Below are 17,446 nucleotides of genomic sequence, written 5' to 3' on the forward strand. Positions count from 1 at the left end.
AACCCTGTATCGCGGCACTTTTAGCGAGATTATCGCGAGGCGCAAGGGGAAGTGCGGCGGAGCGCCTCGCACGGGTTCGACGCGGGTTTGACTCGCCTCGGGAAAGCACCATATTCGGCGGCGAGCAAGCAATGCCTCGGAGGGCACCCTTTGACCGATATTCAAGACATTTTCAAGAAATCCAATGTAGCCGTCATCACCGGCGGCGCGTCCGGCATCGGCTTTGCTGCGGCGAAATATTTTGCTTCGCTCGACATGAGCGTCGTCATTGCCGATCTCGGCGGCGACCGCCTGGCGGAAGCGAGCGCCGAGCTCAAGACGATCACAGGCGAGGAGCATGTGATGGCCATCGAGACCGATGTTTCCAGCAAAGACTCGTTGGAGGCGTTGGAGCGCGCAGTCCTGCAGCGCTTCGGCCGGGTGCATGTGCTGATGAACAATGCCGGTATCGGACCGGAAACCTCGATCTTCAGCGCACAGGCCGGCTGGGATGCCATTCTCGGCGTCAATCTGCTCGGCGTTATCAACGGCACGCGGACCTTCGGGCCCGGCATGCTGGCCCATGGCGAACCGGGTGTTATCATCAACACCGGCTCGAAGCAGGGCATCACCACGCCGCCAGGCAATCCGGCCTACAATGTCTCAAAGGCCGGCGTGAAGGTGTTCACCGAAGCGCTGCAGCACGAGCTACGCAATACTGCGGGCGCGAAAATATCAGCCCATCTCCTTATCCCCGGCTTCGTCTTCACCGGCCTCACCAAGGGCGAGCGCAGGGAAAAGCCGGCCGGTGCCTGGACGCCGGAACAGACGATCGACTTCATGGTGGAGAGCCTGAAGCGCGGCGACTTCTATATTCTCTGCCCTGACAATGACGTGGCCCGTCCGACCGACGAGCGCCGCATGCTGTGGGCCGCCGGCGATATCGTCGAAAACCGTCCGCCGCTGTCGCGTTGGCACCCCGACTATGCCGACCAATTCAAGGCATTTCTCGAAAAGAAGGATTGATTTGCAATCCCCCCAAAGCCGGATAAGAGAACACGGATCCCCTATCCGGCTTTCGGAGCATCTCATGGACTTCATACCCAGCCTGCCGACCCTTCTCGCCTTTTCGGCGGCAAGCCTGTTGCTGGCGCTGACCCCCGGTCCCGACATGACGTTGTCGATCAGTCGCGCTTTGGCGCAGGGCAAGAAGGCAGCGCTTTTCGTCGTTCTCGGCACCAGCCTCGGCGTCATCGTTCACACCTGTTTGGTGGCCTTCGGCATTTCGGCGCTGATCACCGCTTCGCCGGTCGCCTTCACGGTGCTGAAAACGGGTGGTGCCGCCTATCTCCTGTGGTTGGCGATCCAGGCGATCCGCTTCGGTTCCAGCTTGTCGATCAAGAAGGTCGATGCCGTCAAGGGCACGCCGCTCGCCAATATTTCCACCGGCTTCTCAGTCAATCTGCTGAACCCCAAGGTCATCATCTTTTTCATGACCTTCCTGCCGCAATTCGTCACGGCAGGCGATCCGGCCGTGACGCACAAGCTGCTGTTCCTCGGCTTCTTCTTCATCGTCATCGGCATTCCGGTGAACGTGCTCATCGTTCTTGCCGCCGACGGCCTGTCGTCCTGGCTGCAGAAGAACCGGGGCGTCATGCGCGGCCTCGACTATGCCTTTGCCACCGTCTTCTCGATCTTCGCGGTGAAGATCTTCTTCACTCAGGCTCGTTGAGGACTGGGCCTCGCCCGGCGAACCGGCCGGCGATCCACCAATAGACGGTGGCGCTGACTGCCCCCAAGAAGGCGAAGCAGACCGCGATCGTGATCAGATTGAGGGTCTGCGGCTTTTCCACGCCGCCGGAAATAAGGATGGAGGCCACCGCAGACAAGACGGCGCCATAGATCGCATAACCGTACCAGCGACGCATACCGCGCCATTCCAGAATGGGGATGACGATGAGCGACGGCAGAATGCTGACGATCATTGCGAGCTTGGTGAGCGCAATCGTCAGGACGAAAAGTTCGGGGGCGGCCGTCTCCGGCACCGTCCACGCTGCAACGCAGGCCAGCACGAAGCCCATCAGAGCGCAGGCGGCGACATAGCCCCACAGGAGGCGTATCGGCTTGCGCAGCCCAACGAGCATCGATCTCAATCCTCACCGTGATTGGCGATCATCATCGCTTCGAAGGCCAGGCGTTCGGTCTTGCGCATGCGCTCCGATTCCGACTTTAGCTGGCCGCAGGCGGCGAGGATATCACGCCCGCGCGGCGTGCGGATCGGCGAAGCATAGCCGGCCGAATTGATGAAATCAGCGAATTTCTCGATCTGCTCCCACTCCGAACACTGGTAATTCGTGCCGGGCCAGGGATTGAAGGGGATCAGGTTGATCTTGGCCGGAATGCCCTTCAGCAGCTGGATCAGCCCCTTCGCATCCTCGAGGCTGTCGTTGACGCCCTTCAGCATCACATATTCGAAAGTGATGCGCCGTGCGTTCGAAAGGCCGGGATAGGCGCGACAGGCATCCATCAGCTCCTTCAGCGGATATTTCTTGTTGATCGGCACCAGCATGTCGCGCAAGTCGTCGCGCACCGCATGCAGAGAGATCGCCAGCATGACGCCGATCTCATCGCCTGTGCGGTAGATTTCCGGCACGACGCCCGACGTCGAAAGGGTGATGCGTCGCTTCGACAGAGAGAGGCCGTCGCCGTCGGAAGCGATCAGCAGCGCCGTCTTGACGCTGTCGAAATTATAGAGCGGCTCGCCCATGCCCATCATGACGACATTGCTGACCTTGCGGCCTTCCGCCGGCATGACCGTGCCCTGCGGCGCTTCGCGGTCGGGGAAATCACCGAGCCGGTCGCGCGCCAGAAGCAGCTGCGACAGGATCTCTTCCGCCGTCAGGTTGCGCACCAGGCGCTGCGTGCCCGTATGACAGAAGGAGCAGGTCAGCGAACAGCCGACCTGGCTGGAAATGCAGAGCGTGCCGCGGCCCTCTTCCGGAATATAGACGGCCTCGATCTCGACGGGACGGCCGGCGCCGCGCGGTGGGAAACGCAGCAGCCATTTGCGGGTGCCGTCGTTGGACACCTGCTCCTCGACGATTTCGGGACGTGCGACGGTGAAGTGCGTCTTCAGCATTTCGCGCATGTCCTTCGAGACATTCACCATGGCATCGAAATCGGAGACACCGCGCACGTAGATCCAGTTCCAGAGCTGGCTGACGCGCATCTTGATCTGCTTGTCGGCAACGCCCTTTTCCTTGAGCGCGGCACCCATTTCCTCGCGCGTCAGACCGATGAGCGACGGTTTCGGCGAAAGCTCCACCGGCTGCGACAAGGGCATCGGCTTCAGCTTGGGATGGGTCATGATATCGGTGGCGGACATAGGATCATTCCAACGGTTCACATCGGCGATGCCGCAAAAGCTGAAAGAAGCTGCGGATGCGGGCAAGGCACGGAAATCTGAAGATTCATGCGGTGGCGGGACAAGCTGTCTGCCGCACACCTGCTGTTGGCGCGGCCTTTAGCACTAATTTCCGCTCGCGTCATCCCTTTCCCTCAAAAGCAAAGGCCGGCGTGCTTGCCGGCCTTGTCATCACGGTCGCGGCGGCAGGACGATCACATTGACGTGATCCCTTGGCCCTCGAACTTACTTGCAGTTCTCGATCTGCTTCAGCGCGGCGGTAACGCCCTTCAGCGAATAGGTATAGGAAGTGGCCGTACCCTTTTTCGAAGTCGCCGAAACCTTCAGCGAATGGCCTGATTTGAGGGCTGCGACCAATGCAGGCTCCTGCGCGGCATTCTCGACCCAGGCAGCCTTGTCCTTGGTGAACATCACGAAGGTCTTGTTGTCGATAATGACGTCGACCTTCGAATTGTCCTTGAGCGGATAACCCATCATCGCCTGCGGTTCATAGGAGATATTCTGGCCCGGACGCTGGGATACGATGAAGAAATTGTCGCCATGGTCGATGCCGGCGGTCGGCGCCTTGGCGGTGGGCACGGAGAGAACGTAGCAGACCTTGCCCGCCGCGGACTGGTAGGAATAGGCGCCCCAGGCGTCGAACTGCTGGATGCGCGTCGGAGCCGCCGGCGCTGCTGCTGCCGCTGCCTGCGTCTGCTTCTTGGTCTGGGCGGAGGCAATGCCGGTGCCGGCGAGAACAAGCGAGAGGGCGATTGCGAAGCTTTTTACAAACATGGTTTCCTGCCGATTTCTTGCGGTCCAGAGCGCGTGGCGAGTCGATTAACGCACGCCTATGCTCGTGAGCTGCCTTATTTTGACTTTATTCAGGTTACCAAACCGTCAACGGAGCACTAACCGCCCTTGGCTCCGTGCCATTTCAACCCAGGTATTGCGCAGAGCTTGAAACGCTTCAGAAGGAATTGGAAAACCCGGATGGTGGAACACCACCCTACGGGATCGATTTAAGACAGAAAGATTCAGGCAAGAATTTGTCCTCGCTAAAATCAGTGGGGCCTCATAAAGGTCTGGAAACCCGAGAGGATTCAGATCGACCCCTGTTGGGCGGGCATCAAGCCGTTTTTACAGCCTCTGGCTCGTTCTCCAACGCCCTGTCGGCAGCGTCGTAATGTTCCTGGCGGATATGGCCCCTGATCATGCTGAAGGCGAGCGTCAGCACCGCGACATCGTCCGTAAAGCCGACCACGGCAAAAAAATCGGGGATAACATCGAACGGCATGACGAAATAGCCGAGCGCAGCCAGCAGGATGCCGCGGACACGAGTCGGTGTCTGCGGATCGAACGCGCAATAGAAAGCCGCCACGACGTCGCGGGAAAACGGGATATGACGAGCCGCCTTCCGCAAGGTCGGCCAGAATTTGCTGCGCACCGTCTTCTCCTGCTCCTTTTGGGTTTCTTCATCACCAGGCATCAGGATTTCCCCGTACTTGATGTCATCCATTCCATTCACCTCTATCGAGACCCGTTGCCCGGGCCGTGTAAACATATGGTGATCGCATCAGGCGATTCAATCGATCCGCCGGGCCGCCGCCTTCTCCATCGCCTTCGCGAGCTTGATGTCGTGATCCGTCAGACCGCCAGCATCATGCGTCGTCAGTTTGACGTCGACACGGGAATAGACATTGAACCATTCCGGGTGATGATTGAATTTCTCCGCCGAAAGCGCCGCCTCTGTCATGAAGCCGAAGGCCTCGACGAAATTGCGGAATTTGAACGTCTTCGAAATCGAAATGCGGTCGCCCGAAAGCGTCCAGCCGTCCAGTTCCTTCAGGCTTTCATCGATTGCGGTCGGCTCCAGCTTCTCGTATTTCATGGCAAGGTCACTCCTCTCTAGCGATTGAACGATATCATGGATCGTCAAAGGATTCTTTTTGTCTGCGCCGGCAACATCTGCCGATCGCCGCTTGCCGAAGGCATTTTCAGGCATCTGGCGACCGAAGCCGGTCGCTCCCTTGAATTCGAGATCGATTCGGCCGGCATCGGCGGCTGGCATCAAGGCGAGCGACCGGATCGCCGTTCGGTGGCTGTTGCCGCCGGCCGCGGAATCGATATTTCCAGCCAGCGCGCCCGCCGCATCGCATCATCAGATTTCGGCAGGTTCGATCTGATCCTGGCAATGGATCGGGACAATTTAAAGAATCTACGCAAAGTCGCGCATGCCGATCTTCACGGCAAGCTGCACCTCTTCAACGCCCTTGCGCTTGGCAGCAACAAGGACATTCCCGACCCGTATTATGGCGGCCGCGATGATTTCGAGGCTGTTTACACCATGCTCTTGGCCGGCTGCAGCGCGTTGTTGCCCAAGGCCGGGAAGGCGCTGTGGGGTTCGTGAAGCGGAAATATCTCTTCGGTGAGATAGGGTCCGCCGCCAACCGATTCGCGCGATGACAGAAGCACGAAGCGCCCCACCGTGAACGGCTGGGTATAGAAGTTGCCGCGGCCGGAGAGGTAGTGCACGACATCGTCGACCCGCGAGGACTTCAACCTGGCGAGCGTGACGTGCGGCGTGAACTTGCGGGGATCGGACTGTAATCCGATACGCTGGCAGATGCGCTCGATCTCGCCTTGCAGCGCGTACATGTCCGGTGTCTGCGAGACCCCGGCCCAGACCGAATGCGGCTTCTTGGAACCGAAGGAGCCTATGCCCTCCAGACGAAGCTGAAATTCTGGGCGGTCTATCCGGTCCAGCCGGTCGACGATCTCATCAGCCGTCCGACCATCGACATCGCCGATGAACCGAAGGGTAATGTGATAATTTTCAACGTCGATCCACCTGGCTCCGGGAAGACCACCGCGCAACAACGAGAGGCTCATGGCCGCGTTGCGCGGAATTTCGAGGGCGGTAAAAAGTCTCGGCATCACGAGCACTCCCCGAATCTCTTGCAGGTATAAGTAGGGAATCACGCATTTGCAGTCGGTGCAAGCACCTATTTCGCACCTGCGTCAATCATCCCTACGAAAGTGACAATAGCTGGCAGAATGCGCTCGACCATTACATCGACGCCCTTAGGATTCGGATGCATGCCGTCGGACAGCTGCAAATCCGCATGCGTGGCCACGCCGTCGAGGAAAAACGGATAGAGCGCGAGCTGATATTTGTCGGCCAGGCGCTTGTAGATCGGATTGAACTTCTCGGCATAATCCGCCCCCATGTTCGGCGGTGCCAGCATGCCGACGAGGAGAACCGGGATCTTTCGCTGCTTGAGCTGGCCGATCATCGTTTCGAGATTCTTTTCCGTCTGTTCCGGCGGAATGCCGCGCAGGGCGTCATTGGCGCCGAGCTCGAGAATCACCCCGTCCGTGCCATCGGGCACGGACCAGTCCACGCGGGAAAGCCCGCCGGATGTCGTGTCGCCCGATACGCCGGCATCGGCGACGGCCACATCAAGCCCCTTGGCCTTCAGCGCCGCCTCCAGTTTGGCGGGAAAGCCGTCGCCCGGCGGCAGTTGATAACCGGCCATCAGGCTGTCGCCCAATCCGACGAGCTGGATGGTCCGCGCCTCGACGGCATCCACAGCGCCAAACAAAAGACCGAAAGTGATGACAGCGAAGTGAAACGCAGCAACTTTAAAACTCATGATCAATTTCCTAAATTCGCTGTCCGGGCCAATTTGCGCCCGCCACTATCTCTGATGTTCTCTGATATATAGGGCGTTCGCATTGGCAAAAACCATCATCGAGCTGAAGAAGGCGGATTTAACGCTCGGCAGTGCCGCCGCCTCCGTCCATGTGCTGAAGGGCATCGACCTCACCGTCATGGAGGGCGAGGCCGTGGGTATCGTCGGCCCTTCCGGTTCCGGCAAGTCGACGCTGCTGATGGTGCTGGCCGGCCTCGAGAAGCTCGACAGCGGCGAATTGCTGATCCGCGACACGCCTCTGCATAGCCTGAGCGAAGACCGCATCGCCGATTTCCGCGGCCGCAATATCGGCATCGTCTTCCAATCCTTCCATCTCATCGCCAATATGACGGCGCTGGAAAACGTTGCCGTGCCTCTGGAACTCGCCAACAACAGAGACGCCTTCGACATCGCCCGGCGGGAGCTGCAGGCGGTCGGTTTGGGAGAGCGGCTCAATCACTATCCCGGCCAGCTTTCCGGCGGCGAGCAGCAGCGCGTGGCGATTGCCCGCGCACTTGCGCCCTCGCCTGCTGTCCTCATCGCCGACGAACCGACGGGCAATCTCGACACGGATACCGGCCGGCAGATTGCCGACCTGCTCTTTGCCCAGCAGGCCGAGCGCGGCACCACCATGCTGCTCGTCACCCACGACCCGGCGCTTGCCGCCCGCTGCTCGCGCCAGATCCGCGTACGATCAGGCGAAATCGAGAAGGATAGCGCTCCGTCGCGCGTCAATCAGGCGGCCATCGCATGAACATGGCGGGGATGCGCCTGACGCTCGCCTTCCGCCTTGCCTTGCGCGAACTGCGCGGCGGTCTTGGCGGCTTCTATATCTTCCTCGCCTGCATCGCGCTCGGCACCGGCGCCATCGCCGCCGTCAACTCCGTATCCCGCTCGATCACCGATGCCATCTCGACGCGGGGCCAGTCGCTTCTGGCTGGCGACGCCCGCTTCGAGCTGCGCAATCGCGAGGCAAGCCCTGAGGAACTGGCCTATCTCCAAGGCCTCGGCAAGCTCTCCCGCTCCACCAGCTTGCGTTCCATGTCCCGCCTGCCCGACGGCTCCGACCAGGCGCTGGTCGAGGTCAAGGCGGTCGATGACGCCTATCCGCTCTATGGCACCTTTCAGGCCGATCCCGACCAGCCGCTATCGACCCTGCTTGCCGCCAAGGATGGCGCCTTTGGCGCCGTCGTCGCTCCCCTCCTGCTCGAGCGTTTGAACCTCAAGGTTGGCAGCGATCTGCTGCTGGGCAATACAAAGCTCCACATCACCGGCACCATCACGAATGAGCCGGATGCCGTCTCCGAAGGCTTCGGCTTCGCCCCCCGTCTGCTCACCAGCCGCGATGCCTTGGCCGCCTCCGGCCTGATCACCACTGGCAGCCTCGTCGAGCAGGCCTACAGGATCCGCATGGACGATCCCGCGACCGGGCTGCGCAACCTCGGCGATCGCGCCAATGCCGCCTTCCCGCAGGCCGGCTGGTCGATCCGCACCAGCAGCCGCGCCGCACCCGAGCTTGCCGACAACATCACCCGCTTCTCGCAGTTTCTAACATTGGTGGGACTGGCGGCTCTCATCGTCGGCGGCGTCGGCGTCGCCAATGCCGTGCGCGCCTTCCTCGATTCGAAGCGCACCACCATCGCCACCTTCAAATGCCTGGGCGCCCCGGCCTTCGTCGTGGTGCTGATCTATCTCATCCAAATTGCCGTCATTGCGCTCGCCGGTGTTGCCGTCGGCCTGGTCCTCGGCGCCATCGCGCCGCTGGTCGCCTCGCAATTCATGGCGGAATTCCTACCCATATCGACTGCACCGCGGCTCTATCCCGGCCCCTTGATGCTGGCGGCCCTCTTCGGTCTGCTGACGACGCTTGCCTTTGCCATCCCGCCGCTCGGCCACGCCCGCGAGGTGCCGGCGACGGCACTTTTCCGCGAACAGGGCTTTGAAGCGCGCCGCCTGCCCGGCTGGCCCTATCTGCTCGCCGCCGGCGTGCTGATGGCGGCTCTTGCGGCTCTCGCGATCGTCACCGCCTATGATCGCTTCATCGCCATCGTCTTCGTCGTCTCCATCGCCGCCGCCTTCGTCGTGCTGCGCGTGGTCGCCGCACTCCTCTCCCGGCTCGCCCGCCGCAGCCCGCGTGTGCGCTCGCCGGCCCTGCGGCTTGCGATCGGCAATATCCACCGGCCCGGCGCGCTCACGGGTTCCGTCGTGCTGTCGCTCGGCCTCGGCCTGGCGCTTCTGGTGACCCTGACGCTGATCGACGGCAACATGCGCCACGAGCTGACCGGACGCATGAGCGAAAAGGCGCCGAATTTCTTCTTTGTCGACATACAGGGACCGGAACTTGAGGGCTTCCGCAAGATCGTCCTCAACGAGGACCCCAAGGGCAAGCTCGTCGAGGCGCCGATGCTGCGCGGCCGGATCGTCGCCTTCAACGGCGAGGATGTCACGAAAATGAAGGTGCCGGCGGCCGGACAATGGGTGTTGCGCGGCGACCGCGGCATCACTTATGCCGAGACCTTGCCCGAAAACGCCGCCCTTACCGAAGGGCAGTGGTGGGACAAGGATTATAGCGGCGAGCCGCTGGTCTCCTTTTCCAACGATGAAGGCAAGGCGCTCGGCTTGAAGATCGGCGACAAGGTGACCGTCAATGTCCTCGGCCGCAACGTGACGGCAAAGATCGCCAGCTTCCGCAAGGTGCAATGGCAGTCGCTGTCGATCAACTTCGTGATGATCTTCTCGCCCAACACCTTCAAGGGAGCCCCGCATGCGTGGCTGGCAACCCTGACCGATGCCTCCGCCACCTCGGCGCAGGAGGCGGCGATCCTGAGGAAAGTCACCAACGCCTATCCGACCATCACCAGCGTCCGCGTCAAGGATGCCCTCGATGTCGTCAATACGCTTGTGGGACAGCTCGCCACCGCCATCCGCGCCGCCGCCTCGGTCGCGCTTATCGCGTCAGTGCTGGTGCTCGCCGGCGCGCTTGCCGCCGGCAATCGCGCCCGCACCCATGATGCGGTCATCCTCAAGACGCTCGGCGCGACGCGGGCAATGTTGATCCGTGCCTTCAGCTACGAATATCTGATCCTCGGTTCGGCAACCGCCGTCTTCGCGCTGATCGCCGGCTCCGTCTCCGCCTGGTACATCGTCAGCCGCATCATGCACCTGCCCTCGACCTTCATGCCCGATGTCGCTTTCTCCACGCTCATCATCGCCCTGGTGCTGACGGTCGGCATCGGTCTGATCGGCACCTGGCGCATCCTCGGCCAGAAGGCGGCGCCCGTTCTGCGCGAACTGTGAATCGTCTTCGCGGATTAACCGAACGCCGCGAAAGCCGCCCGATATTACGCCGATTTAACACGGCGCCGACAGCTAGACCCTTGTGTATAAGGCATGAAAGCCTCATATTCTGTGGAGGCATGCTGGAGCTCCGCAGCGGCGCCTGGGCCTGGAAGGCCCGACACCGTACTCACATCGGAGCTTAAAAGAGGAAAACATGGCTGACTTTCGCAACTACCAAAACCGGGCGCAGAGCGGTGCGCAATCCGGTGCGATGATAGACGAAGGCCTTCGAGCTTACATGCTCAAGGTCTATAACCTGATGGCGCTGGGTCTGGCGATCACGGGTGTTGCCGCCTATCTCTCCTTCACCCTCGCTTTCGCCAATGGACAGATCACGACCTTCGGTCAGGCGATCTATCTGAGCCCGCTGAAGTGGGTGGTGATCTTCGCTCCGCTGGCAATGGTCTTCTTCCTGAGCTTCAGGATCAACCGCATGAGCGTAGCCGCCGCGACGACGACCTTCTGGGTCTATGCCGCGCTGGTGGGCCTGTCGCTGTCGTCGATCTTCATTATCTACACCGGCCAGAGCGTGGTGCAGACCTTCTTCGTGACCGCCGCCTCCTTCGGCGCGCTGTCGCTCTTCGGCTACACGACGAAGCGTGATCTCTCTGCGATGGGCTCGTTCATGATGATGGGTCTCTTCGGCCTGATCATCGCCTCGCTCGTCAACATCTTCCTGGCTTCGTCCGCCTTGCAGTTCGCGATCTCCGTGATCGGCGTGCTGATCTTCGCAGGCCTCACCGCCTACGATACGCAGCGGATCAAGGAAATGTACTACACCGCCGACGATGCGACCGTGGCCGGCCGCAAGGCCATCATGGGCGCCCTGTCGCTCTACCTGGACTTCATCAACCTGTTCATGTTCCTGCTGCAGTTCATGGGCAACCGCCGCTAATTGCACGGTTTGAACAACTCATCGGAAAGGCGGCTTCGGCCGCCTTTTTTATTTGCCTGGCTGCCGGCTCTGCGATTTGATATCGACGTTCAAAATCCCAGATCAGGCAATAGAAGCACATGTCCGTCAGCCTTCGCAGCGCAACTCCAGACGACCTCCCGCAAATCACCGCCATCTACCGCGATTCCGTCCTGAACGGCACGGCGAGCTACGAGATCACGCCGCCGAGCGATGAGGAGATGGCAGACCGCTTTCAGGCAATCCGGGAGAAGGGCTATCCCTACATCGTCGCCGAAGACGAGGGCGGCGCATTCCTCGGCTATGCCTATGCCTCGGCGTTCCGCACGCGGCCGGCCTATCGCTGGATGGTGGAGGATTCGATCTATCTTGCCCCGGAAGCCCGCGGGCGGGGCGTCGGGAGGCTGCTGCTGGACGCCTTGGTGGAGAGCTGCCAGACGCTCGGCTTCCGCCAGATGATCGCCGTCATCGGCGGAGCACATCCGGCCTCCGTCGCCGTGCATCGCGCCGCAGGCTTCACCGAGGTAGGGTTGCTGAAAGGCACCGGCTACAAGCACGGCCGATGGCTGGATACCATGCTGATGCAAAAGGCGTTGGGCGATGGTGCGGATACCGATCCGGATCCGTCGGTTTATCCTGGGACGTTGTTCGGCGGGTAGCATTACCCGTATGCCGAGCCTCTGATACCCCCTCGGTCACTTCGGGACAGAGGGGGGCCGCACTATCCTCATACCCACCGTCAATTCAGGGAAACTACTTCTCCACCAGCTTCAGCTGCTTGTCGAAAACCTTCAGCACCTGGCTCAGGTCATGCCCGCGTTTCAGGATCATGCCGCTGGTGCTGACCACCGAGAAGGCGCCCTGCTTGGCGGCCAGCTTCGGGTTCTTTTCGATACGGAAGAGCGGCATCTCGCCGGAGCGTTTGAAGACGGAGAAAACCGCCTTGTCCTTGAGATGATCGATTGCGTAGTCCCGCCACTCGCCTTCGCCGACCATGCGGCCGTAGATCCACAAAATGGCGTCGAGCTCCCGGCGATGAAAGGTCACCGGTATCGGATCCCTGCTCTGTTTGTATTCCCTGAGATCAACAACGACGGAGGTGGTGGTATCGACGGAGCGGCTTTCGCTATGTCGCAAATCCGGCTGATCAGTCATCAATCCCCCAAGGGCTATCTCATGACAGGAGAATGACAGTTTGCCTCAGCCGCTTCAAATTGCAAGACACCTGGCCGCTCACAATTTCTTTTCGGCGCGAGAAAGCATCTTGGCAGCGCCGCATTTCAGTCAAAACGACGCCCAATTTACAAGAATTATAGTCAGCCGTTTGGCGCCGCCGCGCCAAACGGCCCGGCCGGGGCGCATCGATTAAACCCCAGCCCCGAATGCGTCCTCGCCGGGCACCTCCCCTTTTTGGCGGCAGCCAAAATAGGGGCCTTTTCGGCGCTAGCCGAAACGGAGAGCTTTCAGGCTGATGTGGGAAAAGCCACTCAGCCGTCCGAGCCGATCGTCAAGACAGTTGCCCCGATGATGGCGGCCGGATCACCCGAAGGCGTCGAAGCCTGCAGGAGAACGGCAAGCCCTTTCCTACCGGCTTTATCAAGCACATTGGCGGGCAAGACGATGTTCATGGCCTTGCCATCCCACATGCCCACGGTTTCGACATCGGAGACCGCATGCATATAGGCAATCTGCTGGCCGTTGTTTTCGCCGCCCTTCGGAGCCACCATCTGTTCCTTGTCGAAATAGACGACGACCACATTGGCCTTGCCCTGGCCAGCACCGATCTTGATCTCGAGCTCGTCGCCCTTCATGGCGGCATTCACCGGCACGATCAGCCCTTCGCCTCCACGCTGGAAGTCATCAAGCTTGACATTGATTGCGCCGAGGTCGGCACCATTCATATGATCCCGGCCATTGACGACGGCCTGGGGGGTATAGACCCCGCTCCGGCCCAGCGCGCGGGCATAGGCATATTGGCGCGCCGTATTGTCCTTGGACGCCATGGTGTCGCTCCAGCCGAGATAGTTCCAGTAGTCGACATGATAGGCGAGCGCCACAACGTCGCCCTGGCGGATCAGCTTGCGGAACGCCGCATCGGCGGGCGGACAGGAGGCGCAGCCCTGCGCGGTGAAAAGCTCGACCACGCCCTTGATCTTCGCAGCCTCCTGCGCATGCAGCGAACTTGCCAGCGCGATGCCTGCCAGAAGTGGAACCGAAAATCGAAGGCGCATTCCCTTGTACCTCTTTCTCAAATTCGAGAGTGTCTGCCCGTGCAGACCTCGAAACCGCTCACGCTCCCTGGGGCAGCCAAGTCCGTATCAAGCCCGAAAAATCTGAAACAAGAGATAATAGTTTAGCGCGATGACGCAAAGTCACGATGGGGTGAGGCAAAGGCCCGACAACGCGCGTCTCGTACACATCAGCGTGAAAAAAGACGCCGCCGGGAAACTTCCCCGGCGGCATGCAATCATGGCTTCAAAGCCTATCAGGCCTATCAGGCAGCGAGATCGCGCAGAACGGTCTGCAAGATGCCGCCATTGTTGACGTAGATGATCTCATCCAGCGTATCGATACGGCAGATGATCGGGATATCGCGAACCGTGCCGTCGCCATAGGTGATCTTGGCGATCTTGCGCTCGCGCGGCTTGATATGTTCCAGGCCCTCGATCGAGACGATCTCGTCGCCCTTAAGGCCAAGGGTTGCCCAGGTGGTGCCTTCCTCGAAGACGAAGGGGATGACGCCCATGCCCACCAGGTTCGAGCGGTGGATGCGCTCGAAGGACTGGGCGATCACGGCGCGAACGCCGAGCAGGTTGGTGCCCTTGGCAGCCCAGTCGCGCGACGAGCCGTTGCCGTATTCGACGCCGGCGAAGATGACGAGCGGAACGCCCTCGGCCTTGTACTGCATGGCCGCATCGTAGATCGAGGTCTCTTCCTTGGACGGATAGTGGATGGTGTAGCCACCCTCCTTGCCGTTCGGGCCGAGCATGTGGTTGCGGATGCGGATATTGGCGAAGGTGCCGCGCATCATCACTTCATGATTGCCGCGGCGCGTGCCGTACTGGTTGAAGTCGGCAACGCCGACGCCATGGTCGATGAGATAGGAACCGGCCGGCGAGGCAGCCTTGATCGAACCGGCCGGGGAAATATGGTCGGTGGTGATCTTGTCGCCGAACAGGCCGAGAACGCGGGCGCCCTTGATGTCGGAAATGCCGGCGCCGGTCTTGCCCATGCCGACGAAGTAAGGCGGGTTCTGCACATAGGTCGAGTTGTCGTCCCAGGCATAGGTCTGGCCCGGAGGAACCTGCACGGCCTGCCAGTTGGCATCGCCCTTGAAGACGTCGGCGTACTTGGATTCATACAGTTCGCGGGTGACGTATTTCAGGATGAATTCCTGGATCTCGTGCGAGGTCGGCCAGATGTCCTTGAGATAGACCGGCTTGCCGTTCTGGTCTTCGCCGAGCGGCTCCTTGGTCAGATCGAGCTGCACCGAGCCGGCGAGCGCATAGGCGACGACGAGCGGCGGCGAGGCCAGGTAGTTTGCCTGGACATCAGGCGAAATGCGGCCTTCGAAGTTGCGATTGCCGGAGAGGACGCCTGATACGATCAGGCCCTTGTCGTTGATCGTCTTCGAGATCGGCGCCGGCAGCGGGCCGGAATTGCCGATGCAGGTGGTGCAGCCGAAGCCGACCAGATTGAAGCCGAGCTTGTCGAGATCGGCCTGCAGGCCGGACTTGGCGAGATATTCGCCGACGACCTGGCTTCCCGGTGCCAGCGAGGTCTTGACCCACGGCTTGGTCTTCAGGCCCTTGGCGACGGCGTTGCGGGCGAGAAGGCCGGCAGCGATGAGTACCGACGGGTTCGAGGTGTTGGTGCAGGACGTGATGGCGGCGATCGCAACGTCACCATGGCCGAGATCGAAGTCCGTGCCTTCCACCGCATAGCGGTTCGAAAGCTGGCCGGGCTTCTTGTATTCGGTGTCCAGCGAGGTAGCGAAGCCGGAGGCGATGTTTTCCAGCGCGATACGGCCTTCAGGACGCTTCGGGCCGGCCATCGACGGCACGACGTCGCCGAGATCGAGCTCCAGCGTATCGGTGAAGACGAGATCGGCACCGTCATTGTCACGCCACATGCCCTGCGCCTTGGAATAGGCTTCGACGAGCGCGATGCGGTCCTTGGCGCGGCCGGACATGTTGAGATAATTCAGCGTTTCCTTGTCGACCGGGAAGAAGCCGCAGGTCGCTCCATATTCCGGACCCATGTTGCCGATGGTGGCGCGGTCGGCGAGCGGCAGCGCGTCGAGGCCGGGGCCGAAGAATTCGACGAACTTGGAAACAACGCCCTTCTTGCGCAGCATCTGCACGACGGTCAGCACGAGGTCGGTCGCGGTGACGCCTTCCTTGAGCTTGCCGGTCAGCTTGAAGCCGATGACTTCTGGCAGCAGCATGGAGACGGGCTGGCCGAGCATGGCGGCTTCAGCCTCGATGCCGCCGACGCCCCAGCCGAGAACGCCGAGACCGTTGATCATGGTCGTGTGCGAATCGGTGCCGACGCAGGTGTCGGGATAAGCGATCGTTTCGCCGTCTTCTTCCTTCGTCCAGACGGTCTGGCCGAGATATTCGAGGTTGACCTGATGACAGATGCCGGTGCCGGGGGGAACGACGCGGAAGTTCTTGAACGCCTGCTGGCCCCACTTCAGGAAGCGGTAACGCTCGCCGTTGCGCTGATATTCAAGCTCGACGTTGCGGGCGAAAGCCTGCGGCGTGCCGAATTCATCGACGATGACGGAGTGGTCGATGACGAGGTCGACCGGAACAAGCGGGTTGATCTTTTCCGGATCGCCACCGAGGGAGACCATGGCGTCGCGCATGGCGGCGAGGTCGACAACGGCTGGGACGCCGGTGAAGTCCTGCATCAGCACGCGCGCCGGGCGATAGGCGATTTCATTCTCGACTGTGCCCTTGTTGGTCAGCCATTCGGCGACGGCAAGGATATGCTCCTTGGTGACCGACTGCCCGTCTTCGAAACGCAGCAGGTTTTCCAAAAGCACCTTCATGGAATAAGGCAGCTTGGAAACATCGGGCAGACCATTCGCTTCAGCCTTGGGCAGGCTGAAATAGATGTAGTCTTTCCCGTTCACGGTCAGCGTGGAACGACAATTGAAACTGTCAAGAGATTTAGACACGAGATACCCCGTTTCTGATAGCCAACACAGTCGTGCGAACGCCTATGCACTTTATGCACATCAGGATGCGGGTACGGCCATTTCCGCTGTCCGCACGTAAGGCAGAAAACCTTATGTTCGGCGCAAGGATGAAATTCACGCCGACCGCTGGCGTGGTTGCAGGTCTTATAGATAATTTCGTAAAGACTTGCCAGAGTGGCAAGATGCAAATTTGGACAATTTTTTGCGCGTTGCGGCAACGAAAATAGGGAAAGCCTGAGCGAATGCATCTAAGGGCTGAAAATCTGGCGGCGAGGCGGGGCGAAGACCTGATTTTCTCGAACGTTTCCTTTGGCTTGGAGGGTGGCGACGCCCTCGTTCTGACCGGCCGCAACGGCTCCGGAAAGTCCACGCTTTTGCGCGTGGTCGCCGGTCTTCTAAGGCAGGAGAAGGGCCGCGTCACATTCACTGGTGCCGACGGCGATTCGGACCGCCTACCCGGCGAGGCCAGCCACTATCTCGGCCATCGCAATGCAATGAAATACGAGCTCACGGTAGCCGAAAACCTGACCTTCTGGAAAGCCTTCCTCGGCGATATGCCAGGCGGCGCCGGCCTCGGCATCGAGGCGGCGGCGGACGCTGTTGGACTTGCCGATATCACCCATCTCCCCTTCGGCTATCTCTCAGCCGGCCAACAACGGCGAATCGCTTTCGCCAAACTCCTGGTCGCCCATCGCCAGATCTGGATCCTCGATGAGCCGACAGCCGCGCTCGACACTTCGGCGGACCAGCTCTTCACCGATCTGATCTCGGCACATCAGAAGAAGGGCGGCATCGTCCTTGCGGCGACGCATCAGCCGCTGGGATTAAATAATGTGCGGGAAATGCGGATGACCGGATTTGCCGGGGTGAGTGAAGGGGTTTGGGGATGACGAGAACGACGATTTTCCTCT

The 17,446-nt window shown here is 60.7% G+C and carries 18 protein-coding genes; 8 read left to right on the plus strand and 10 right to left on the minus strand.

All coding sequences use genetic code 11. The features are described 5' to 3' along the window. Positions 1-150: 150 nt before the first annotated feature. Positions 151-1,005: an SDR family NAD(P)-dependent oxidoreductase gene (locus AB8B29_RS15185; protein WP_037196842.1), complete on the plus strand. Its 855-nt coding sequence runs from the start codon at positions 151-153 to the stop codon at positions 1,003-1,005. A gap of 64 nt (positions 1,006-1,069) precedes the next feature. Beyond that, positions 1,070-1,711 (plus strand): LysE family translocator, encoded by a 642-nt coding sequence (locus tag AB8B29_RS15190; protein ID WP_037196843.1) that lies wholly within the window; start codon positions 1,070-1,072, stop codon positions 1,709-1,711. On the opposite strand, the gene AB8B29_RS15195 is transcribed toward AB8B29_RS15190, so the two are convergent. From AB8B29_RS15195 to AB8B29_RS15215, 5 genes are all read right to left on the minus strand, one after another. Next, positions 1,695-2,123 carry a hypothetical protein gene (locus AB8B29_RS15195; RefSeq protein ID WP_037196844.1) on the minus strand — a complete coding sequence of 143 codons (429 nt, stop codon included), beginning with the start codon at positions 2,121-2,123 and terminating at the stop codon, positions 1,695-1,697. The genes AB8B29_RS15190 and AB8B29_RS15195 overlap by 17 nt on opposite strands. 5 nt (positions 2,124-2,128) lie before the next feature. Further along, on the minus strand, positions 2,129-3,346 hold the full coding sequence (gene rlmN / locus AB8B29_RS15200; protein WP_439006689.1) for a 23S rRNA (adenine(2503)-C(2))-methyltransferase RlmN: 1,218 nt from the start codon (positions 3,344-3,346) through the stop codon (positions 2,129-2,131). 282 nt (positions 3,347-3,628) lie between these two features. Beyond that, positions 3,629-4,177: an invasion associated locus B family protein gene (locus tag AB8B29_RS15205; protein ID WP_037196846.1), complete on the minus strand. Its 549-nt coding sequence runs from the start codon at positions 4,175-4,177 to the stop codon at positions 3,629-3,631. 334 nt (positions 4,178-4,511) lie between these two features. Next, positions 4,512-4,901: a YkvA family protein gene (locus AB8B29_RS15210; protein ID WP_037196847.1), complete on the minus strand. Its 390-nt coding sequence runs from the start codon at positions 4,899-4,901 to the stop codon at positions 4,512-4,514. A gap of 66 nt (positions 4,902-4,967) precedes the next feature. Continuing rightward, positions 4,968-5,273 (minus strand): 4a-hydroxytetrahydrobiopterin dehydratase, encoded by a 306-nt coding sequence (locus AB8B29_RS15215; protein WP_047553663.1) that lies wholly within the window; start codon positions 5,271-5,273, stop codon positions 4,968-4,970. A 36-nt stretch (positions 5,274-5,309) separates the two neighbouring features. On the opposite strand from AB8B29_RS15215, the gene AB8B29_RS15220 reads away from it, so the two are divergent. Further along, entirely contained in the window at positions 5,310-5,792 is a 483-nt protein-coding gene (locus AB8B29_RS15220; protein WP_047553666.1) for a low molecular weight protein-tyrosine-phosphatase, read from the plus strand. Here AB8B29_RS15220 and thpR read toward each other — a convergent pair. After that, the gene (gene thpR, locus AB8B29_RS15225) at positions 5,723-6,319 is read right to left on the minus strand and encodes an RNA 2',3'-cyclic phosphodiesterase (RefSeq protein ID WP_037196852.1); all 597 of its coding nucleotides are present in this window, start codon (positions 6,317-6,319) and stop codon (positions 5,723-5,725) included. The two genes, AB8B29_RS15220 and thpR, sit on opposite strands and share 70 nt — an antisense overlap. Positions 6,320-6,387: 68 nt before the next feature. Then, a complete protein-coding gene (locus AB8B29_RS15230; protein WP_113118713.1) occupies positions 6,388-7,038 on the minus strand; it encodes an arylesterase in 651 nt (216 codons plus the stop codon). Between the two features lie 82 nt (positions 7,039-7,120). Here AB8B29_RS15230 and AB8B29_RS15235 point away from each other — a divergent pair, with 82 nt between their 5' ends. From AB8B29_RS15235 to AB8B29_RS15250, 4 genes are all read left to right on the plus strand, one after another. Beyond that, positions 7,121-7,831, plus strand: coding sequence for an ABC transporter ATP-binding protein (locus tag AB8B29_RS15235; RefSeq protein WP_047553670.1), 711 nt, complete (start codon positions 7,121-7,123; stop codon positions 7,829-7,831). Then, a complete protein-coding gene (locus AB8B29_RS15240; protein ID WP_113118714.1) occupies positions 7,828-10,374 on the plus strand; it encodes an ABC transporter permease in 2,547 nt (848 codons plus the stop codon). The genes AB8B29_RS15235 and AB8B29_RS15240 overlap by 4 nt, the downstream gene beginning before the upstream one ends. A 196-nt stretch (positions 10,375-10,570) precedes the next feature. Continuing rightward, entirely contained in the window at positions 10,571-11,311 is a 741-nt protein-coding gene (locus AB8B29_RS15245) for a Bax inhibitor-1/YccA family protein (protein WP_037196856.1), read from the plus strand. Between the two features lie 119 nt (positions 11,312-11,430). Next, positions 11,431-11,988 (plus strand): GNAT family N-acetyltransferase, encoded by a 558-nt coding sequence (locus AB8B29_RS15250; protein ID WP_047553674.1) that lies wholly within the window; start codon positions 11,431-11,433, stop codon positions 11,986-11,988. 94 nt (positions 11,989-12,082) lie between these two features. Here AB8B29_RS15250 and AB8B29_RS15255 read toward each other — a convergent pair whose 3' ends face one another. The 3 genes from AB8B29_RS15255 to acnA all read right to left on the minus strand — a co-directional run bounded on the left by AB8B29_RS15255 (position 12,083) and on the right by acnA (position 16,514). Next, positions 12,083-12,484, minus strand: a complete 402-nt coding sequence (locus AB8B29_RS15255; RefSeq protein ID WP_037196858.1) for a DUF2794 domain-containing protein — start codon at positions 12,482-12,484, stop codon at positions 12,083-12,085. Positions 12,485-12,816: 332 nt separating this feature from the next. Further along, a complete protein-coding gene (locus AB8B29_RS15260) occupies positions 12,817-13,560 on the minus strand; it encodes a DUF1223 domain-containing protein (protein ID WP_047553677.1) in 744 nt (247 codons plus the stop codon). Between the two features lie 263 nt (positions 13,561-13,823). Beyond that, positions 13,824-16,514, minus strand: coding sequence for an aconitate hydratase AcnA (gene acnA / locus AB8B29_RS15265; RefSeq protein WP_037196860.1), 2,691 nt, complete (start codon positions 16,512-16,514; stop codon positions 13,824-13,826). A 263-nt stretch (positions 16,515-16,777) separates the two neighbouring features. Between acnA and ccmA the strand changes: the two genes are divergently transcribed. Continuing rightward, entirely contained in the window at positions 16,778-17,425 is a 648-nt protein-coding gene (ccmA, locus tag AB8B29_RS15270) for a heme ABC exporter ATP-binding protein CcmA (RefSeq protein WP_037196861.1), read from the plus strand. Positions 17,426-17,446 lie beyond the last annotated feature (21 nt).

This window comes from Rhizobium sp. 11_C7_N12_5, assembly GCF_051811145.1.
Taxonomy (GTDB): domain Bacteria; phylum Pseudomonadota; class Alphaproteobacteria; order Rhizobiales; family Rhizobiaceae; genus Rhizobium; species Rhizobium lusitanum.